Origin of the sequence: Bosea sp. 685 (assembly GCF_031884435.1) — a bacterium.
Taxonomy (GTDB): domain Bacteria; phylum Pseudomonadota; class Alphaproteobacteria; order Rhizobiales; family Beijerinckiaceae; genus Allobosea.
Window position 1 is genome coordinate 6,314,634 of the sequence record NZ_CP134779.1, and the last position, 14,461, is coordinate 6,329,094.

13 protein-coding genes and 1 pseudogene are annotated in these 14,461 nt (G+C 64.8%); 6 read left to right on the forward strand and 8 right to left on the reverse strand.

Features of this window, described 5'->3' with window-relative positions; all coding sequences use genetic code 11:
* The gene (locus RMR04_RS30710) at positions 1-1,182 is read right to left on the reverse strand and encodes a murein transglycosylase A (RefSeq protein WP_311912276.1); all 1,182 of its coding nucleotides are present in this window, start codon (positions 1,180-1,182) and stop codon (positions 1-3) included.
* Positions 1,179-1,909, reverse strand: a pseudogene (locus RMR04_RS30715) (Tim44/TimA family putative adaptor protein). Before RMR04_RS30715 ends, RMR04_RS30710 begins: the two are co-directional and overlap by 4 nt.
* Positions 1,910-2,172: 263 nt before the next feature.
* Between RMR04_RS30715 and secB the strand changes: the two are divergent.
* Complete coding sequence (gene secB, locus RMR04_RS30720; protein WP_404979062.1) at positions 2,173-2,652, forward strand: protein-export chaperone SecB; 480 nt, start codon at positions 2,173-2,175, stop codon at positions 2,650-2,652.
* A gap of 169 nt (positions 2,653-2,821) precedes the next feature.
* The gene (locus RMR04_RS30725; RefSeq protein WP_069689088.1) at positions 2,822-3,556 is read left to right on the forward strand and encodes a TerC family protein; all 735 of its coding nucleotides are present in this window, start codon (positions 2,822-2,824) and stop codon (positions 3,554-3,556) included.
* 112 nt (positions 3,557-3,668) lie between these two features.
* Here RMR04_RS30725 and dnaQ read toward each other — a convergent pair whose 3' ends face one another.
* From dnaQ to RMR04_RS30750, 5 genes are read right to left on the reverse strand one after another with little or no spacing between them, the layout of a single operon-like run.
* A complete protein-coding gene (gene dnaQ / locus RMR04_RS30730) occupies positions 3,669-4,376 on the reverse strand; it encodes a DNA polymerase III subunit epsilon (protein ID WP_311912277.1) in 708 nt (235 codons plus the stop codon).
* The gene (coaE, locus tag RMR04_RS30735) at positions 4,369-4,995 is read right to left on the reverse strand and encodes a dephospho-CoA kinase (protein ID WP_311912278.1); all 627 of its coding nucleotides are present in this window, start codon (positions 4,993-4,995) and stop codon (positions 4,369-4,371) included. Before coaE ends, dnaQ begins: the two co-directional genes overlap by 8 nt.
* A gap of 39 nt (positions 4,996-5,034) precedes the next feature.
* Entirely contained in the window at positions 5,035-5,868 is an 834-nt protein-coding gene (locus tag RMR04_RS30740; protein WP_311912279.1) for a shikimate dehydrogenase, read from the reverse strand.
* A 20-nt stretch (positions 5,869-5,888) separates the two neighbouring features.
* Complete coding sequence (locus RMR04_RS30745) at positions 5,889-6,515, reverse strand: Maf family protein (RefSeq protein ID WP_311912280.1); 627 nt, start codon at positions 6,513-6,515, stop codon at positions 5,889-5,891.
* Positions 6,512-7,342: a pyruvate, water dikinase regulatory protein gene (locus RMR04_RS30750; protein ID WP_311912281.1), complete on the reverse strand. Its 831-nt coding sequence runs from the start codon at positions 7,340-7,342 to the stop codon at positions 6,512-6,514. The genes RMR04_RS30745 and RMR04_RS30750 overlap by 4 nt, the downstream gene beginning before the upstream one ends.
* A 443-nt stretch (positions 7,343-7,785) precedes the next feature.
* On the opposite strand from RMR04_RS30750, the gene hemE reads away from it, so the two are divergent.
* From hemE to rho, 3 genes are all read left to right on the forward strand, one after another.
* Complete coding sequence (hemE, locus tag RMR04_RS30755; protein WP_311912282.1) at positions 7,786-8,820, forward strand: uroporphyrinogen decarboxylase; 1,035 nt, start codon at positions 7,786-7,788, stop codon at positions 8,818-8,820.
* Between the two features lie 9 nt (positions 8,821-8,829).
* The gene (gene hemJ / locus RMR04_RS30760) at positions 8,830-9,258 is read left to right on the forward strand and encodes a protoporphyrinogen oxidase HemJ (protein ID WP_410492303.1); all 429 of its coding nucleotides are present in this window, start codon (positions 8,830-8,832) and stop codon (positions 9,256-9,258) included.
* Positions 9,259-9,595: 337 nt separating this feature from the next.
* Positions 9,596-10,861, forward strand: a complete 1,266-nt coding sequence (gene rho, locus RMR04_RS30765) for a transcription termination factor Rho (protein WP_069689081.1) — start codon at positions 9,596-9,598, stop codon at positions 10,859-10,861.
* Positions 10,862-11,024: 163 nt separating this feature from the next.
* Here the strand turns inward: rho and RMR04_RS30770 are convergent, their stop codons facing one another.
* A complete protein-coding gene (locus RMR04_RS30770; protein WP_311912283.1) occupies positions 11,025-13,025 on the reverse strand; it encodes a thioredoxin domain-containing protein in 2,001 nt (666 codons plus the stop codon).
* A gap of 65 nt (positions 13,026-13,090) precedes the next feature.
* Here RMR04_RS30770 and mnmE point away from each other — a divergent pair, with 65 nt between their 5' ends.
* The gene (gene mnmE / locus RMR04_RS30775) at positions 13,091-14,416 is read left to right on the forward strand and encodes a tRNA uridine-5-carboxymethylaminomethyl(34) synthesis GTPase MnmE (RefSeq protein WP_311912284.1); all 1,326 of its coding nucleotides are present in this window, start codon (positions 13,091-13,093) and stop codon (positions 14,414-14,416) included.
* Positions 14,417-14,461 lie beyond the last annotated feature (45 nt).

Here is a 14,461-nt window from a genome sequence, read left to right on the forward strand (position 1 = left end):
TCAGGGCCTCGGATCGCGCGGCCAGAGCACGGTGAAATCGAAGTTGTGGCGGATCAGCCCCGCCCGATGTCCGGCCGCCACGCCCGAACCGACGAAGAGGTCGACCCGCGCCGGCCCGAGGATCGCCGAGCCGGTATCCTGCGCGATCATCAGCCTCGAGAGCCGTTCGCTGCCGCCCTGCCCATCGGGGATCGTGGCGTCGATCCAGGCGGGCACACCATAGGGCCAGACCGTGCGGTCGATCGCGATGCTGCGCAAAGGCGTCAATGGCAAGCCGGCTCCGCCGATCGGTCCGGAGCCCTGCGGCAGATCGTCCCGGCGCGCGAAGAAGACGAAGGAACGGTTGAGCGCGATCAGATCCCGGGCGAAGCCGGCATCGGCTTTCAATCGCGCGATCAGCCGGTCCATGGTCATCTCTGCAGGCGGGATGTTCTCGCGCTCGCTCAGCGCCCGACCGAGCGAAGTATAGGCGTGGCCGTTGCGGCCGGAATAGACCAGCCGCGTCACCCGGCCATCGGGCAGACGGATCCGGCCGGAGCCCTGGACCTGCAGCACGAAGCGATCGACCGGATCGCGCATCCAGAGGATTTCGAGTTTTTGGCCATCGAGCGCGCCCGCCTCGATCGCGGCGCGATCGGGAAAGGGCACGAGCCCCTGCGCCGTATGGCGCGCGGCCGAAAGCCCTGCCTCGATGCCCGGCCAGTCATCGCCGGGCTGCCGGGTCACCAGATCGACAGGGCGGCCATAAAGCGGCGTCTGGAAAGCCGCGGAGCGTGTGAGCGAGCCGTCGAATTCGGGTTCGAAATAGCCGGTCATGAAGCCGGTCTCGGCCTGGGCCGGCCGGATGCGCCAGAATGAGAAGTGCGTCTCGAAGAAGCGGCGCGCATTCGCCGCATCGACCTTAGACGCCTTTTGCAGGCGCAGCGCCTCGGCGCAAACACCTTCCAGCGCCTTGGGCAAGGGCATGGCCGCGCGCAGCGGCGGATCGGCCATGCAGCCGCGCGCGAAGATCGCAAAGGCCGCCCTGTGATCGTCCTTGGCCCATCCCGCAATGCCGGCGACGGACACCGCCTCGGCTCGCGCGCCGGGCGGCAGCGGCGGGGCCTGGCCGAGCGCTGCGCTCATAGCCGCACCGCAAGCCACGAGGCCAAGCGCCAGCGCAGCAACGGCGCCACGGATCACGCGGCGGATTCGGTGGCGACCAGGAGCCAGTTGGGGTCGCGGCTGCCGAGCTGGCGCGCGAAAGTCCAGATGTCGTTGACCTCGGAGACCGCTTCGGCATTCCCGTCGACAACCGCGCCTTGAGCATCGCGCGTGACGCTGATCAATTGCGAGACGAAGGCCAGCGTGACCTGGCCGTTCTTGCCCTTGACGTCGACGGCGGTGATCTCGGCCTTGTCGATCGAGACGAAAGAGGATTCCGCCTTTTCGCCACGCTTCTCGCGATCCGTGATCGCCTGCTCGAAGCCCTCATAGACCTCCTTGGCGAGAAGGCCTTTCAGCACCTTGCGGTCGCCCCGCGCGAAGGCGGTGACGATGGTCTCATAGGCCGCCTTGGCGCCGCCGATGAAGGCGCGCGGATCGAAGCCCGGCTCCTGCCGGATGATCGCCTCGATGCCGGCAACGATGGCTGAATCCGCGGGCGCGATATCCTTCCAACGGTCGGCGGCGGGAGCGGGGCTGACCGTGGGATCATTGGCCGCGCCGGGCAGGCGGATGACGTTGTCGCGCTTGCTGTCGGCCGGGGGAGCCTGGTCGGGCCGCACCGGCGCTCCTCGCGACGCGCGAAGGGATCGGTCGGCGGCTGTTCCTGACCAGTCTTCTGACCCAGAACCGAGCGCAGCTTCCAGGCGACGAAAACGGCCAGAGCCAGGAAAACAATCGTCGTCATGTCGAAGGAATTTTGCATCGAAACCTGATCCGAAGCTCCAGTGGCCGCCTTGCATCGGCCTGTCCCCTAAAGGTTTTCGGCCGTGAAGCGAGATATGGTGATCAAGGCTCGTAACATCCACCCCTGAACTTGTGAAGGCGGCTTCTTGTGCCAGGCTGGCGTCCATGATAGCCGACGCCCGCATTGCACCGCAGGACGGCGCGCAGTCCCGAACGTCTTAATCCGGCCCGGGATTTCCTTAAGTCAGCCTTCAGATCATGATGGGACCGATGGCCAACGACATTCCCAACGGCAACGGCGCGCAAGCCCCCGAGGCAGCTCCGAGCATGAGCGCCCTGATCCAGTACACCAAGGACTTCTCCTTCGAGAATCCCAAGGCGCCGCGCTCGCTCAGCCAGCAGACGCAGCAGGGACCGCAGATGTCGCTGCAGGTCAACGTCTCGACCGCGCCGCTCGGCGAGGACGATTACGAGACCGTGCTGCAGCTCGAGGGCAAGGCCGAGCTCGGCGGCGAGACGCTGTTTGCCTTCGATCTCAGCTATGGCGGCGTGTTCCGCATCCAGAACGTGCCGCAGGAGCACATCCACCCTGTGCTGGTGATCGACTGCGCCCGCCTGCTCTTCCCCTTCGCCCGGCAGATCATCGCCGAGGCGGTCCAGAACGGCGGCTTCCCGCCCTTCTATGTGCCGCCGATCGATTTCGCCGCCTTGTTCCAGCAGCGCGTGCAGGAGCTCCAGGCCCAGGGCGCGCCGAACGCCTGAGCCTTCCCGCAACGGAATTGTCACGGAAAGGGCCCTTACGGGCCCTTTTTCGTTGACGATGCGGCTCGCTCACCCCTTGCGGCCGGCCAGGGGAATTTCCATCTCGCTGGGCAGTCGACGGCGGACGCTCATTCGGGCGCCCGCCGTTTCGCGACATGAAGGAGCCGGGATGGACTATCTGATGACGCTTGCCGCCGACCCCACGGTGTGGGCCGCGCTCGGGGCATTGATCGCCATGGAAGTCGTCCTGGGCATCGACAACCTGATCTTCATCTCGATCCTGACCAACAAGCTGCCAGAGGAGCAGCGCGCGCGCGGCCGTAAGATCGGCATCGGGCTGGCGCTGATCCTGCGGCTCGGCCTGCTCTCGACCGTCGCCATCATCGTGCAATTGACCACCCCGGTCTTCTCGGTGCTCGGCAAGGCCTTCTCCTGGCGCGACATCATCCTGATCGCCGGCGGCCTCTTCCTGGTCTGGAAGGCGACCAAGGAAATCCATCACAAGGTTGATGCCGACCATGGGCCGGACGTCTTCGACGGCGGCAAGGCGGCGGCCGTCACCTTCGGCGGCGTCATCGTCCAGATCCTGTTGCTCGACCTCGTCTTCTCCATCGACAGCATCATCACCGCCGTCGGCATGACCGATCATATCCCGGTGATGGTGATCGCCGTCGTCTTCGCGGTTCTGGTGATGCTGCTCGCGGCCGACCCGCTGGCGAGCTTCATCGAGCGCAACCCGACCATCGTGATGCTGGCGCTCGGCTTCCTGCTGATGATCGGCGGCACGCTGATCGGCGAGGGTTTTGGCGCGCATGTGCCCAAGGGCTACATCTACGCCGCCATGGCCTTCTCGGCTGCGATCGAGGGGCTGAACATGCTGTCGCGGCGCAAGACGAAGAGCTGAACAGTCGCTCTCCGTCATTGCGAGAAGCGAAGCGACGAAGCAATCCAGGGGCCTAGGCGAGACGCTGGATTGCTTCGCTTAGGCTCGCAATGGCGACTGGACGCGAATCGATTCAGGCCTCGTCGGTCAGGCCGAGATAGCCGCTCCAGAGCGGTGTCTTGAGCGTGCGGATAAAGGTCTCGTGGGCAGCGATGGTTGCGTCGTCGAGACGGGAAGCGAGAGGCCGCTGGCGCTGCGGACGCTCGATCGCGACGCCGCCGAGTCCGCCACCGTCACCCGCCATCGCAACACCCAGGCCGAGCGAGGTCTGCTTGCCGCCGATCAGCTCGATATAGACCTCGGCCAGGATTTCGGAGTCGAGCAGCGCGCCGTGTTTGGTGCGGCGGGTGTTGTCGATGCCGTAACGCGAGCAGAGCGCATCCAGGCTGTTGGAGGCGCCCGGATGCTTCCGGCGCGCCATGGCAAGCGTGTCGACGACCCGGGCGGGCTCGATCGGCCCGCGCCCGAGGCGCTTCAATTCCATGTTGAGGAAGCCGATGTCGAAGGCCGCGTTGTGGATGACGAGTCGCGCATCGCCGATGAAATCGATGAAGCCGTCAGCGATCGCCGCAAAGAGCGGCTTGTCGGAGAGGAAGGCTTCGGAGAGGCCGTGGACTCTGAAGGCACCGTCCGGCATCGAGCGCTCGGGATTGATGTAAACGTGAAAATTACGCCCGCTCGGGCAGTGATTAACCAGCTCGACGCAACCGATTTCGACGATGCGATCGCCGTTATTGGCTTCGACGCCGGTCGTCTCGGTATCGAGGACGATTTCACGCATGAGCGGCGCTCTCCACTGGAAGCCTGCGACCGGGGCGGCCGGCGAGGACGCTCAGGATAGAACTCACCTGCCGCTGCGCGGCCAGCAGACCGCCGCCCGTGTCCACAAGGAAATGGGCCTGGCGGCGCTTCTGCGCATCCGGCATCTGGCGGGTGAGGATGGCGGCGAACTTCTCCTCCGTCATCTCCGGGCGCGCCAGGACGCGCCTGCGCTGGACCTCAGCCGGGGCGGTGACGACGAGCACGGCATCGCAACGTCCCTGCCCGCCGGTCTCCAGCAGCAGGGGGATATCGAGCACGACAAGCCCCGCCCCTGCCTTGCGGCTGTTCCAGAGGAAGGCCTCCTCCTCCTCGCGGACAAGCGGATGGATGATGCCCTCCAAGTGTTTCAGCGCCTCCGCCTGTCCGACCACCGCCGCCGAGAGGCGCGCGCGATCGACCATCCCATCATGAACGACACCGGGAAAGGCCTCGCCGATCAATGGCGCGGCGCGGCCGCGATAGAGCGCGTGAACGCAAGCATCGGCATCATGCACCGGCACGCCGCGCGCGCGGAAGAAGGCCGCGGTCGTCGATTTCCCCATCCCGATCGAGCCGGTGAGTCCGAGGATGAAGGTCATGGGATGAAGATCATGGGGTGGCCAGGGGGTCCCGCCGAATCAGGCCCCCAGGATATCCCTTTCGAGCCTTGCGCGCAGGGCCGACGTCACCACCGGCGTCACCCCGAACCAGCGCGTGAATCCGGGCACGGCCTGATGCAGCAGCATGCCGAGGCCGTCGACAAGGGTGCCGCCGCGCTGTTCAGCCTGCGTCAGCAGCGCCGTCTTCAGTGGCACATAGACAATGTCGTCGACGATCGTGCCGGGGCGCAGGCGCGCCAGGTCGAGAGCCAATGGCGGCTGGCCCTTCATGCCGAGCGAGGTCGTGTTGACGATGAGATCCGCCTCTCCGACCAGCGCGTCGCGCTCGTCCCAGTCGCGCGCCTGCAGCGGCGCGCCGAGAACCCGGGCGAGCTCATTGGCCCGCTCTCGGCCACGATTGGCCAGGATGATGCGCGCCACACCACGGCTCTTCAGCGCATAGGCGATCGCGCGCGCCGCGCCTCCGGCCCCGACCAGCAGCACCGTGCGAACCCCATCCTGCCAGCCCGGCACAGTCGCATCGAGATGGCCGAGGAAACCGGCAGCGTCGGTGTTGTCTCCGCAAAGCCGTCCGTTCTCGCGCCAGATCGTATTGACCGCGCCGATAGTGCGCGCCGCCTCGCTGATCTCGTCGAGCAGGGACAGAACCGCTTCCTTATGCGGGACGGTGACATTGCCACCTGCGAACTCGCCGGCCCGGATGCGCGCGACGAAGCCCGGCAGATCGGAGGGTGCGACATCGATACGCTCATAGGAACCGTCGAGCCCGTGCTGCTCGAGCCAGGTTCCATGAATCAGCGGCGATCTCGAATGGGCAATCGGATGGCCGATGACGAAGCAGCGAAGAGGCATGGCAGGTAGCGGTCCGCAGGTCAGCGTGCGAGCAGGCCGTGATCGCGCAAGGCAGCGAGGACGGCAAGGAGCGGCAGGCCGAGAATGGTGAAATGGTCGCCTTCGACGTTGGCGAAGAGCTGGGTGCCGAGCCCTTCGATCTGGTAACCGCCGACGCTGGCAAAAGCAGACGGGCCCATCGCATCGACATAGGCCGCAATGAAATCCGGGCTCAGCCCGCGCATGGTCAGATGGGCGATCTGGGCGCCCTGCGCCACCACCTCGCCGGCATGCGCCAGGACGAAGGCCGAGCGCAGCTGGTGCGTCCGACCCGACAGCTCGGCAATTTGGGCACGGGCCTCTGCGGCATCAGCAGGCTTGTGATGACTGACCCCCTCACAGATCAATGTCTGATCGGCGCCGAGCACGATGCGCTGGGCATGAGCCTTTGACACCGCCAACGCCTTGGCGCGCGCAAGTTCGAGAGCCGCGTCTTCGCCCGGCAGACCCCGTTTCAGCAGGGAGGCTTCGATGGCGCGTTCATCGATGTCGGGCTTGATCACCTCGACCGGAATGCCGGCTGCGAGCAGCATCTCGCGCCGCGTCGCGCTGCCCGAGGCCAGCACGAGCGGAGCCGAGCCAAGCCAGAGCGCGGCTGCGCTCGTCATGTCGCGATGAACTTCATGCGGTGGTCGCGCAGCAAATCGAGGATTGCGGCTGCCGTCTCCTCGATCGAGCGGCGGGTGACGTCGATCACCGGCCAGCCCTTACGAGCACAAAGCCGGCGCGATTGCGCGACCTCGTCAGCTACCATGGCAGGGTCGACATAGGGCGTCTCGTCATCGGCCTTGAGCGAGAGCAGGCGGTTCTGCCGGATCTGGACGATGCGATCGGCGCTGGCGACGAGGCCGACGACCAGGGGTTTCTTCAGCTGCTCGAGCTCCGGCGGCAATGGCACATGCGGCACGAGCGGGATGTTGGCGGTCTTGATGCCGCGATTGGCAAGATAGATCGAGGTCGGCGTCTTCGAGGTTCGGCTGATGCCGACCAGGATGACATCGGCGCTTTCGAGATCGCCACCGAGCTGCCCGTCATCATGCAGCAGCGTGTAGTTCATCGCGTCGATGCGGCGGAAATATTCCGCATTGAGGACGTGCTGGGCGCCCGGCTTCGGCGCCGAGGCCTGGCCGAGATAGGACTGGAACAGCGACAGCACCGGGTTGAGCACTGACAGGCAGGGGCAGCCGAGATCGCGGCAAAACGTCTCGAGCCGCGCCGACCATTCCGGTTCGACCAGGGTGTAGAGCACGACGCCAGGCGAAGCCTCGATCTCCGCCAGCACCCGGGCGAGCTGTGCCTCGGAACGGACGAGCGGATAGACATGCTCGATCGCCGAGACCGTCTCATATTGCGCGGCAGCTGCGCGACTGACCGCGATCAGCGTTTCGCCGGTCGCGTCCGAGACGAGATGGAGGTGAAAATAATTGCGGGCCACGTTGGCTCCCGGATTTACGAGCTGCGCCACCTCTAGCGTGCTGAGCAGACAATGCAAATTGGGCCGGAAGGCTATCGGCAGGGCGGGCTAATTCACGGAGCAGGGGATGAGTGTGGACAACCGAGCGTCCCGGAGGCCTCTGGAGAGCGGCGTGTATAACCCCCCATTTCGATCAACAGGCAAAAGGCTGTGGTCAGGTTCAGCGATGTTTCACGTGAATCATTTTCGAGGTTGGAGGCCCGACCCGGATTCCAATTGGTTAAGAAAGCCTTAACGATCTCGATCGCCGTCGCCACATTCCGGCCATGAGGGTCCACGAGCTGTGGAACAGCTGTGGATGGCCTTGCGGCTAAGCCTGTGCCTGCCCCCAAGAGTCAAAAAAGAAGATTCTCTCTCAAGAATCATATTTAGAAGAGATCGAGAGCGATGGTCTGGACCCGAGAATGTCGACGCATAGCAAACCGGTTTTCCTGCGGGCACTCGATGGAGAGACACTGGTCACTCCCCCGCTCTGGCTGATGCGGCAGGCTGGCCGATATCTGCCGGAATATCGTGAGCTTCGCGCCAAGGCCGGAAGCTTCCTCGCGCTCTGCTACAACCCGGAGCTTGCCGCCGAGGTCACCTTGCAGCCAATCCGGCGCTTTGGTTTTGATGCCGCGATCCTGTTCTCGGACATTCTCGTCATCCCGCAAGCACTCGGGCAGGCCCTCTGGTTCGTCGAGGGCGAAGGTCCGCGCCTCGAGCCGGTAGCCGATGAGCAGCGCTTGCGCGCGATCGATGGGCAGGCCGACCAGGACAAGCTTGCGCCGATCATCGAGACGGTGCGCCGGGTGAGAGCGGCCCTGCCCAGGGAGACTGCCCTGATTGGCTTCTGTGGCGCGCCCTGGACCGTGGCGACCTATATGGTGGCCGGTCGAGGCACTCCGGATCAGGGGCCGGCGAAAGAGCTGTTCATGCGCGATCCGGATTTATTCCAGCGCCTGATCGATCGGATCGTCGTCTCGTCGATCGATTATCTCAACGCCCAGATCGAAGCCGGCGTCGATGCGGTGCAGATCTTCGACAGCTGGGCGGGATCGCTGGGGCCGGCAGAGTTCGAGCGCTGGTGCATCGCGCCGACGAAGCGGATCGTCGAGGGCGTGCGGGCGCATCATCCCGGGACCCGTATCATCGGGTTCCCTCGTGGTGCCGGCGCGCTCATCCCGGGTTATGTCACGGCGACGGGCGTCAATGCCGCTGGACTCGAAACCGACATCGACCGGGGCTTTGCGCGCGATGCGATCCAATCGCTGGTGCCTGTCCAGGGCCATCTCGATCCGTTGATCCTGCGCGCCGGGGGGCCGGAGCTGGAGCGCGAGGTCGCCGCGATCAGATCGGCTTTCGGTGCAAAGCCCTTCGTTTTCAATCTGGGTCACGGCATTTTGCCCGACACCCCGATCGCGCATGTCGAGCGGCTGATCGCCGCCGTCAGGGCCTGAGGGAGGACCATCGCGATGTATGAATGGATCAAGGCCTTTCACGTCATGGCGGTGATCGCCTGGATGGCGAGCATGCTCTATCTGCCGCGCCTGATGGTCTATCACGCGGAGGCGCAGACCGGGTCGATCCAGTCCGAGACCTTCAAGATCATGGAGCGGCGGCTGCTCAAGGGCATCATGACGCCCTCGATGATCGTGACCTGGATCCTGGGCCTTTACCTCGCCTGGTCGGGTTTCGGCTTCAAGGGCGGCTGGCTGCACGGGAAGATCCTGCTGGTCTTCATCCTGTCGGGCATCCATGGCTATCTGGTGGGACGGGTCCGTGCCTTCGCCGAGGATCGCAACCTCAAGAGCGCGCGGTTCTATCGTATCATCAACGAGGTTCCAGCCGTCTTGATGGCGCTGATCGTGATCCTCGTCATCGTCAAGCCGTTCTGATTTGCCGTTCTGAATTTCACGTCGGCGTGAGCGGTTTTCTAGAGTCGAAGAGTGAGAGCAGGATCGATTGCGAAAACCGGTTCCCACTTTTTCGCATCCTGCTCTTATGGGGGACGGCGCCGTGTCGTTTCCCGCTTGAGCCCAGCTGAGAATCCCGCTATCAAGCCCCTGCGCTCGTTTGGCGTATTCCCTGTTGCCGATGGTTCGTGAGCCCGCTGCCTGCGCAGACGCTCATGGCGCGCAACCGCAACGCTGGTCCGTCCTGGACCTGACGTTCTTCTCCGTTACCTCCTGACCCCTGTTCGTTTCGCAGGGGCTTTCACGATCCGGGTGCCCCATGCGGGAAATCAAGCTCCAAGACCTCAAGGTCAAATCTCCGACCGAACTTCTGACCTTCTCCGAGGGGCTCGAGGTCGAGAACGCCAGCACGATGCGCAAGCAGGAGCTGATGTTCGCGATCCTGAAGCAGCTCGCGGCGAAGGACACAGAGATCCTCGGCGAGGGTGTGGTCGAGGTTCTGCCTGACGGTTTCGGCTTCCTGCGCTCGTCGGATTCCAATTATCTGCCGGGTCCCGACGACATCTATGTCTCGCCGACGCAGATCCGCAAATTCGGTTTGCGCACCGGCGATACGGTCGAAGGCCCGATTCGTGGCCCCAAGGATGGCGAACGCTATTTCGCGCTGCTCAAGGTCAATACGATCAATTTCGAGGATCCCGAGCGGATCAAGCACAAGATCAACTTCGACAATTTGACGCCGCTCTATCCCGATGAGCGCCTGCGCATGGAAGTGCCGGACGCGACGAAGAAGGATTTCTCGGCCCGCGTCATCGACATCGTCTCGCCGATCGGCAAGGGCCAGCGCGCCCTGATCGTGGCACCGCCGCGCACCGGTAAGACCGTGCTGCTGCAGAACATCGCGCAGTCGATCACGACCAACCACCCGGAATGCTATCTGATCGTGCTGCTGATCGACGAGCGGCCCGAGGAAGTCACCGACATGCAGCGCTCGGTGAAGGGCGAGGTCGTCTCCTCGACCTTCGACGAGCCGGCCTCGCGCCACGTCCAGGTCGCCGAGATGGTGATCGAGAAGGCCAAGCGCCTGGTCGAGCATGGCCGCGACGTCGTCATCCTGCTCGATTCGATCACGCGTCTGGGCCGCGCCTACAACACCGTGGTGCCCTCCTCCGGCAAGGTGCTGACCGGTGGTGTCGACGCCAACGCCCTGCAGCGGCCCAAGCGCTTCTTCGGTGCGGCGCGTAATATCGAAGAGGGCGGCTCGCTGACCATCGTCGCGACCGCGCTGATCGATACCGGCAGCCGCATGGACGAAGTCATCTTCGAAGAGTTCAAGGGCACCGGCAACTCCGAGGTGATCCTCGACCGCAAGGTCGCCGACAAGCGCATCTTCCCGGCGATCGACATCCTCAAATCCGGCACCCGCAAGGAAGAGCTCATCACGCCCAAGGATGTGCTGGCCAAGACCTATGTGCTGCGCCGCATCCTGAATCCGATGGGCCCGCAGGACGCGATCGAGTTCCTGATGGACAAACTGCGCCAGACCAAACAGAACGCGGACTTCTTCGATTCGATGAACACCTGATTTTCCCCTTGGGGGAGAGGGCATCCGCTCAGCTGCGGATATGGAAAGGGCCGCGCGAGCGGCCCTTTTCTTTATGCAGAAGAGACGGTCTCAGAGCGGTTTGCAGCCGCGATCATGTTGAGCTGATTTGCGACATGTCGACTTTGGGAAGGGTCGCGCGGTTTCAACGGCCGTCACTGACGGCCTGGGCCAATCGATTCGGATCCGTGACGGGCGGCAGGCAGCGCCCGGCAAAGCAGATGAAGGCCGCCCCGGTACCAGCCTGGCGCGCCATTGCGGCGGCTGGGTGCTCGGCCGGCAGGCTCGACGGATCCGGGCAATCGACCAGGGTCGTCACTGTATAGGGCAGGGCAAGTGCCGCCTGGTGCAGTGCCGCCCTCTCCGACCCCGCCAGCACGATCTCCACACCATGCCGCGCCAGATCATAGGCGTTCAGGATCGAGCCATGCGCCATGGGTGCGCGTTCGGCCGCCGCCAGCGCAGCGCCAAGGAACGCATCGGCGCGATCGCGATCCGCTGCCTCCCCGCTTTTGATCGCCAGCCGCAGCAGATTGGTGGCATGAATCCCGTTGGCGTTGGGCACGGCGTCGTCATGGGTCGGGCGCGGTATGACCGGCAAGCCCTTGTTTTCCATAAGAGTCATACCGAGTAGATTGGTCGCGCCGCTGAGGTAGTGCCGCTGCAGATGTGCGCTCCAGCGCTGGGCATCATCGAGGTAGTGCTGGGCGAATGTCGCGTCATGCAGCGCCAGCGCCGCATCCGCCATGGCGGCATGATCGAGCGCGAAGCCGGGCTTGATCAGGCGGCCCTTGCGATAGGAATGGGCGAGCCCGTCACCATCGGTCATCGATTCGGCGACGAAATGGTAGGCGCGCTGGGCAAGCGCGAGCCAGTCCTTGCGGCCGAGCAGGCCGGAGGCCCGCGTCAGCGCCGCGATCATCATGCCATTCCAGTCGGCCAGGATCTTGTCGTCGCAAGCGGGCGGAATCCGCTTGGCCCGGATAGCGAGCAATCGTTCGCGAATTCCGGCCAGGACGGTCGCCGTCTCGGGATCGGGATCCGGCGTTTCCAGGCGATTAAGGATAGCGACCTCTTCCCAATTGCCGTGCGCGGTCACGTCGTAATGGAGTGCGAGCAGGCGGGCCTCTTCCGCCGAGAGATGCGTTTCGAGCCCGCGCGCGGTCCAGACATAAAACTTGCCCTCGACGCCTTCGGAATCGGCATCGAGGCTGGCGGCAAAAGCACCCTCCGGCAGCAGCATGTCGCGTGCGAGCCAGGCGACGATGCCCTCAGCCGCCATCCTCATCAGCGGATCGGCGCTGCGGGCGGCCTCCAGGGCATAGAGGTTGAGCAATTGGGCGTTGTCGTAGAGCATCTTCTCGAAATGCGGGGCGAGCCAGCGCTCATCGACGGAATAGCGGGCGAAGCCGCCGCCGAGATGGTCATGGATGCCGCCACGCGCCATCCGCTCCAGTGTCCTGAGGGCAGGCGCCAGCGTCGCGGGGGAGCCTGTGCGCGCGCCATGGCGCCAGAGCATTTCGATCAGGCCGGGATTGGGGAATTTTGGCGCGCCGCGCAGGCCACCATGATGTGGATCGAAGGCGCCGGCGACCTGGCCCGCAAGCGCATCGAGATCGGGTTTGCCGGCGCCGTCCGTCGCGAAGGCCTCAGTCTGGGACAAGGCGGCGCGAATGGCGGCGGCATTGCGCGCGATGCGGTCGGGATCCTGCCGGTGGATCGCCGCGAGCTGTTTCAGCACGCCGGTGAAGGAGGGCCGGCCATAGCGCGCTTCGGGCGGGAAATAGGTGCCGCCCCAGAACGGGTCGCCATCAGCGGTCAGGAACATGGTCAGCGGCCAGCCGCCCTGCTCGCCCAGGCTGTGCAGCGCGCTCATATAGACATGGTCGATATCGGGCCTTTCCTCGCGGTCGACCTTGATGTTCACGAAGAGCTCGTTCATCACCGCCGCGGTTGCAGGATCCTCGAAACTTTCATGCGCCATGACATGGCACCAATGGCAGGCGGCGTAACCGACCGAGAGCATGACCGGCCGGCCGCTGCGCTTGGCCTCGGCGAAGGCGGCCTCGCTCCATTCCCACCAGTGAACCGGGTTGTCCTTATGCTGCAGGAGATAGGGGCTGGCGGCGTCCGCGAGACGGTTCATCGGCGTGGCTTTCCGGCCGGGCGCCAAAGCCAGGTTGGGGCCGGGCGCAGCATGGTGTTCGAGAGATGAGCGACGCAGCAGCCTATCCGACGATCGTCGCCCTGTCCTCCGGCAGCGGGCGGGCGGGCGTCGCCGTCATCCGGATATCCGGCTCCCGGGTTCGATTCGTACTCGAAACGGTCGCGGGGGGAATTCCCCAACCGCGCCATGCCGTCTTGCGGCAACTGCGGGACGAGGACGGCGAGGTCATCGATACCGGGCTTGTGCTGTATTTTCCCGCGCCGGCGAGCTTTTCAGGTGAGGATATCGCCGAGTTCCAGGTTCATGGCGCAAGGGCCATCATCGCCCGTCTGCTGAACGTCCTGACGCATCTGCCTGGGGTGAGACTTGCCGAGCCCGGTGAATTCACCCGGCGGGCCTTTGAAGCCGGGAAGCTCGATCTTGCCGCTGTCGAGGGCCTGGCGGACCTGATCGATTCGGAAACGGAATGGCAGCGCCGGCAGGCGTTGCGCCAGATGACCGGCACACTCGGCAAGCAGGCGGCAGCGTGGCGGAGCCGATTGATCGAGGCGATGGCACTGCTTGCTGCGGATATCGACTTCTCCGACGAGGGCGATGTCTCGGGGCCGCTCGTCGATGAGGCGCTGGCGATCGCAGCAGGCATCGTCGCGGAGTTGCGCGAGGCTCTTGGCAGCTTTGCCATGGGCGAACGCGTCCGTGAGGGTTTTGTCGTGGTCCTTGCCGGCCCGCCCAATGCCGGAAAGTCGAGCCTGCTCAATGCGCTTGCCCGCCGCGATGTCGCCATCGTCTCGGCGATGGCGGGGACGACGCGGGATGCGATCGAGGTGCGGCTCGATCTGGCGGGTTTGCCGGTCACGCTGGTCGATACGGCGGGTTTGCGCGAAAGCACTGAGGCAATCGAAGCCGAGGGCGTCAGGCGGGCCCTGGATTTGGTCGCGCGAGCGGATCTCGTTCTCAAGCTTCGGGCAATCGATTCGCTTCCGGATCGTTTCGCCTCGATTCAAAAGACGCTTTGCATCGCCACGAAGGCCGATCTGGCAAGCGATCTGGCGGGTCAGGCTTTGCCCGGCGAGATCGCGGTTTCGTCCCAGACGGGTGCGGGCTTGGATGATCTGTTGGCGAGCATTATTGCCGAGCTCGGGGCGCTCTCGCAGCCCGAACCGGCATTGCTGACGCGTGAGCGGCACCGTGTCGCGGTCTCCGATGCGGCGCTTGCGCTGGAGCGCGCGCTCGATGCCCGGCACGGCCAGGTCGAGTTGCTGGCTGAAGAAGTTCGCCTAGCGGTGACGGCGCTGGAGCGCTTGGTCGGACGCATCGATGTCGAGGATGTTCTCGACCAGCTCTTTTCCGGCTTCTGCATCGGTAAATAGCAAGCGGAAGGCATCGCCTCCATAATTCCGGCCGTTTCACGTGAA

Coding starts and splice junctions, on each gene's coding strand:
- dnaQ (WP_311912277.1), bottom strand. CDS start 4,376: ATGCGTGAAATCGTCCTCGATACCGAGACGACCGGCGTCGAAGCCAAT.
- RMR04_RS30740 (WP_311912279.1), bottom strand. CDS start 5,868: ATGCCTCTTCGCTGCTTCGTCATCGGCCATCCGATTGCCCATTCGAGA.
- RMR04_RS30745 (WP_311912280.1), bottom strand. CDS start 6,515: ATGACGAGCGCAGCCGCGCTCTGGCTTGGCTCGGCTCCGCTCGTGCTG.
- hemE (WP_311912282.1), top strand. CDS start 7,786: ATGTCGACGCATAGCAAACCGGTTTTCCTGCGGGCACTCGATGGAGAG.
- rho (WP_069689081.1), top strand. CDS start 9,596: ATGCGGGAAATCAAGCTCCAAGACCTCAAGGTCAAATCTCCGACCGAA.
- mnmE (WP_311912284.1), top strand. CDS start 13,091: ATGAGCGACGCAGCAGCCTATCCGACGATCGTCGCCCTGTCCTCCGGC.
- coaE (WP_311912278.1), bottom strand. CDS start 4,995: ATGACCTTCATCCTCGGACTCACCGGCTCGATCGGGATGGGGAAATCG.
- RMR04_RS30725 (WP_069689088.1), top strand. CDS start 2,822: ATGGACTATCTGATGACGCTTGCCGCCGACCCCACGGTGTGGGCCGCG.
- RMR04_RS30770 (WP_311912283.1), bottom strand. CDS start 13,025: ATGAACCGTCTCGCGGACGCCGCCAGCCCCTATCTCCTGCAGCATAAG.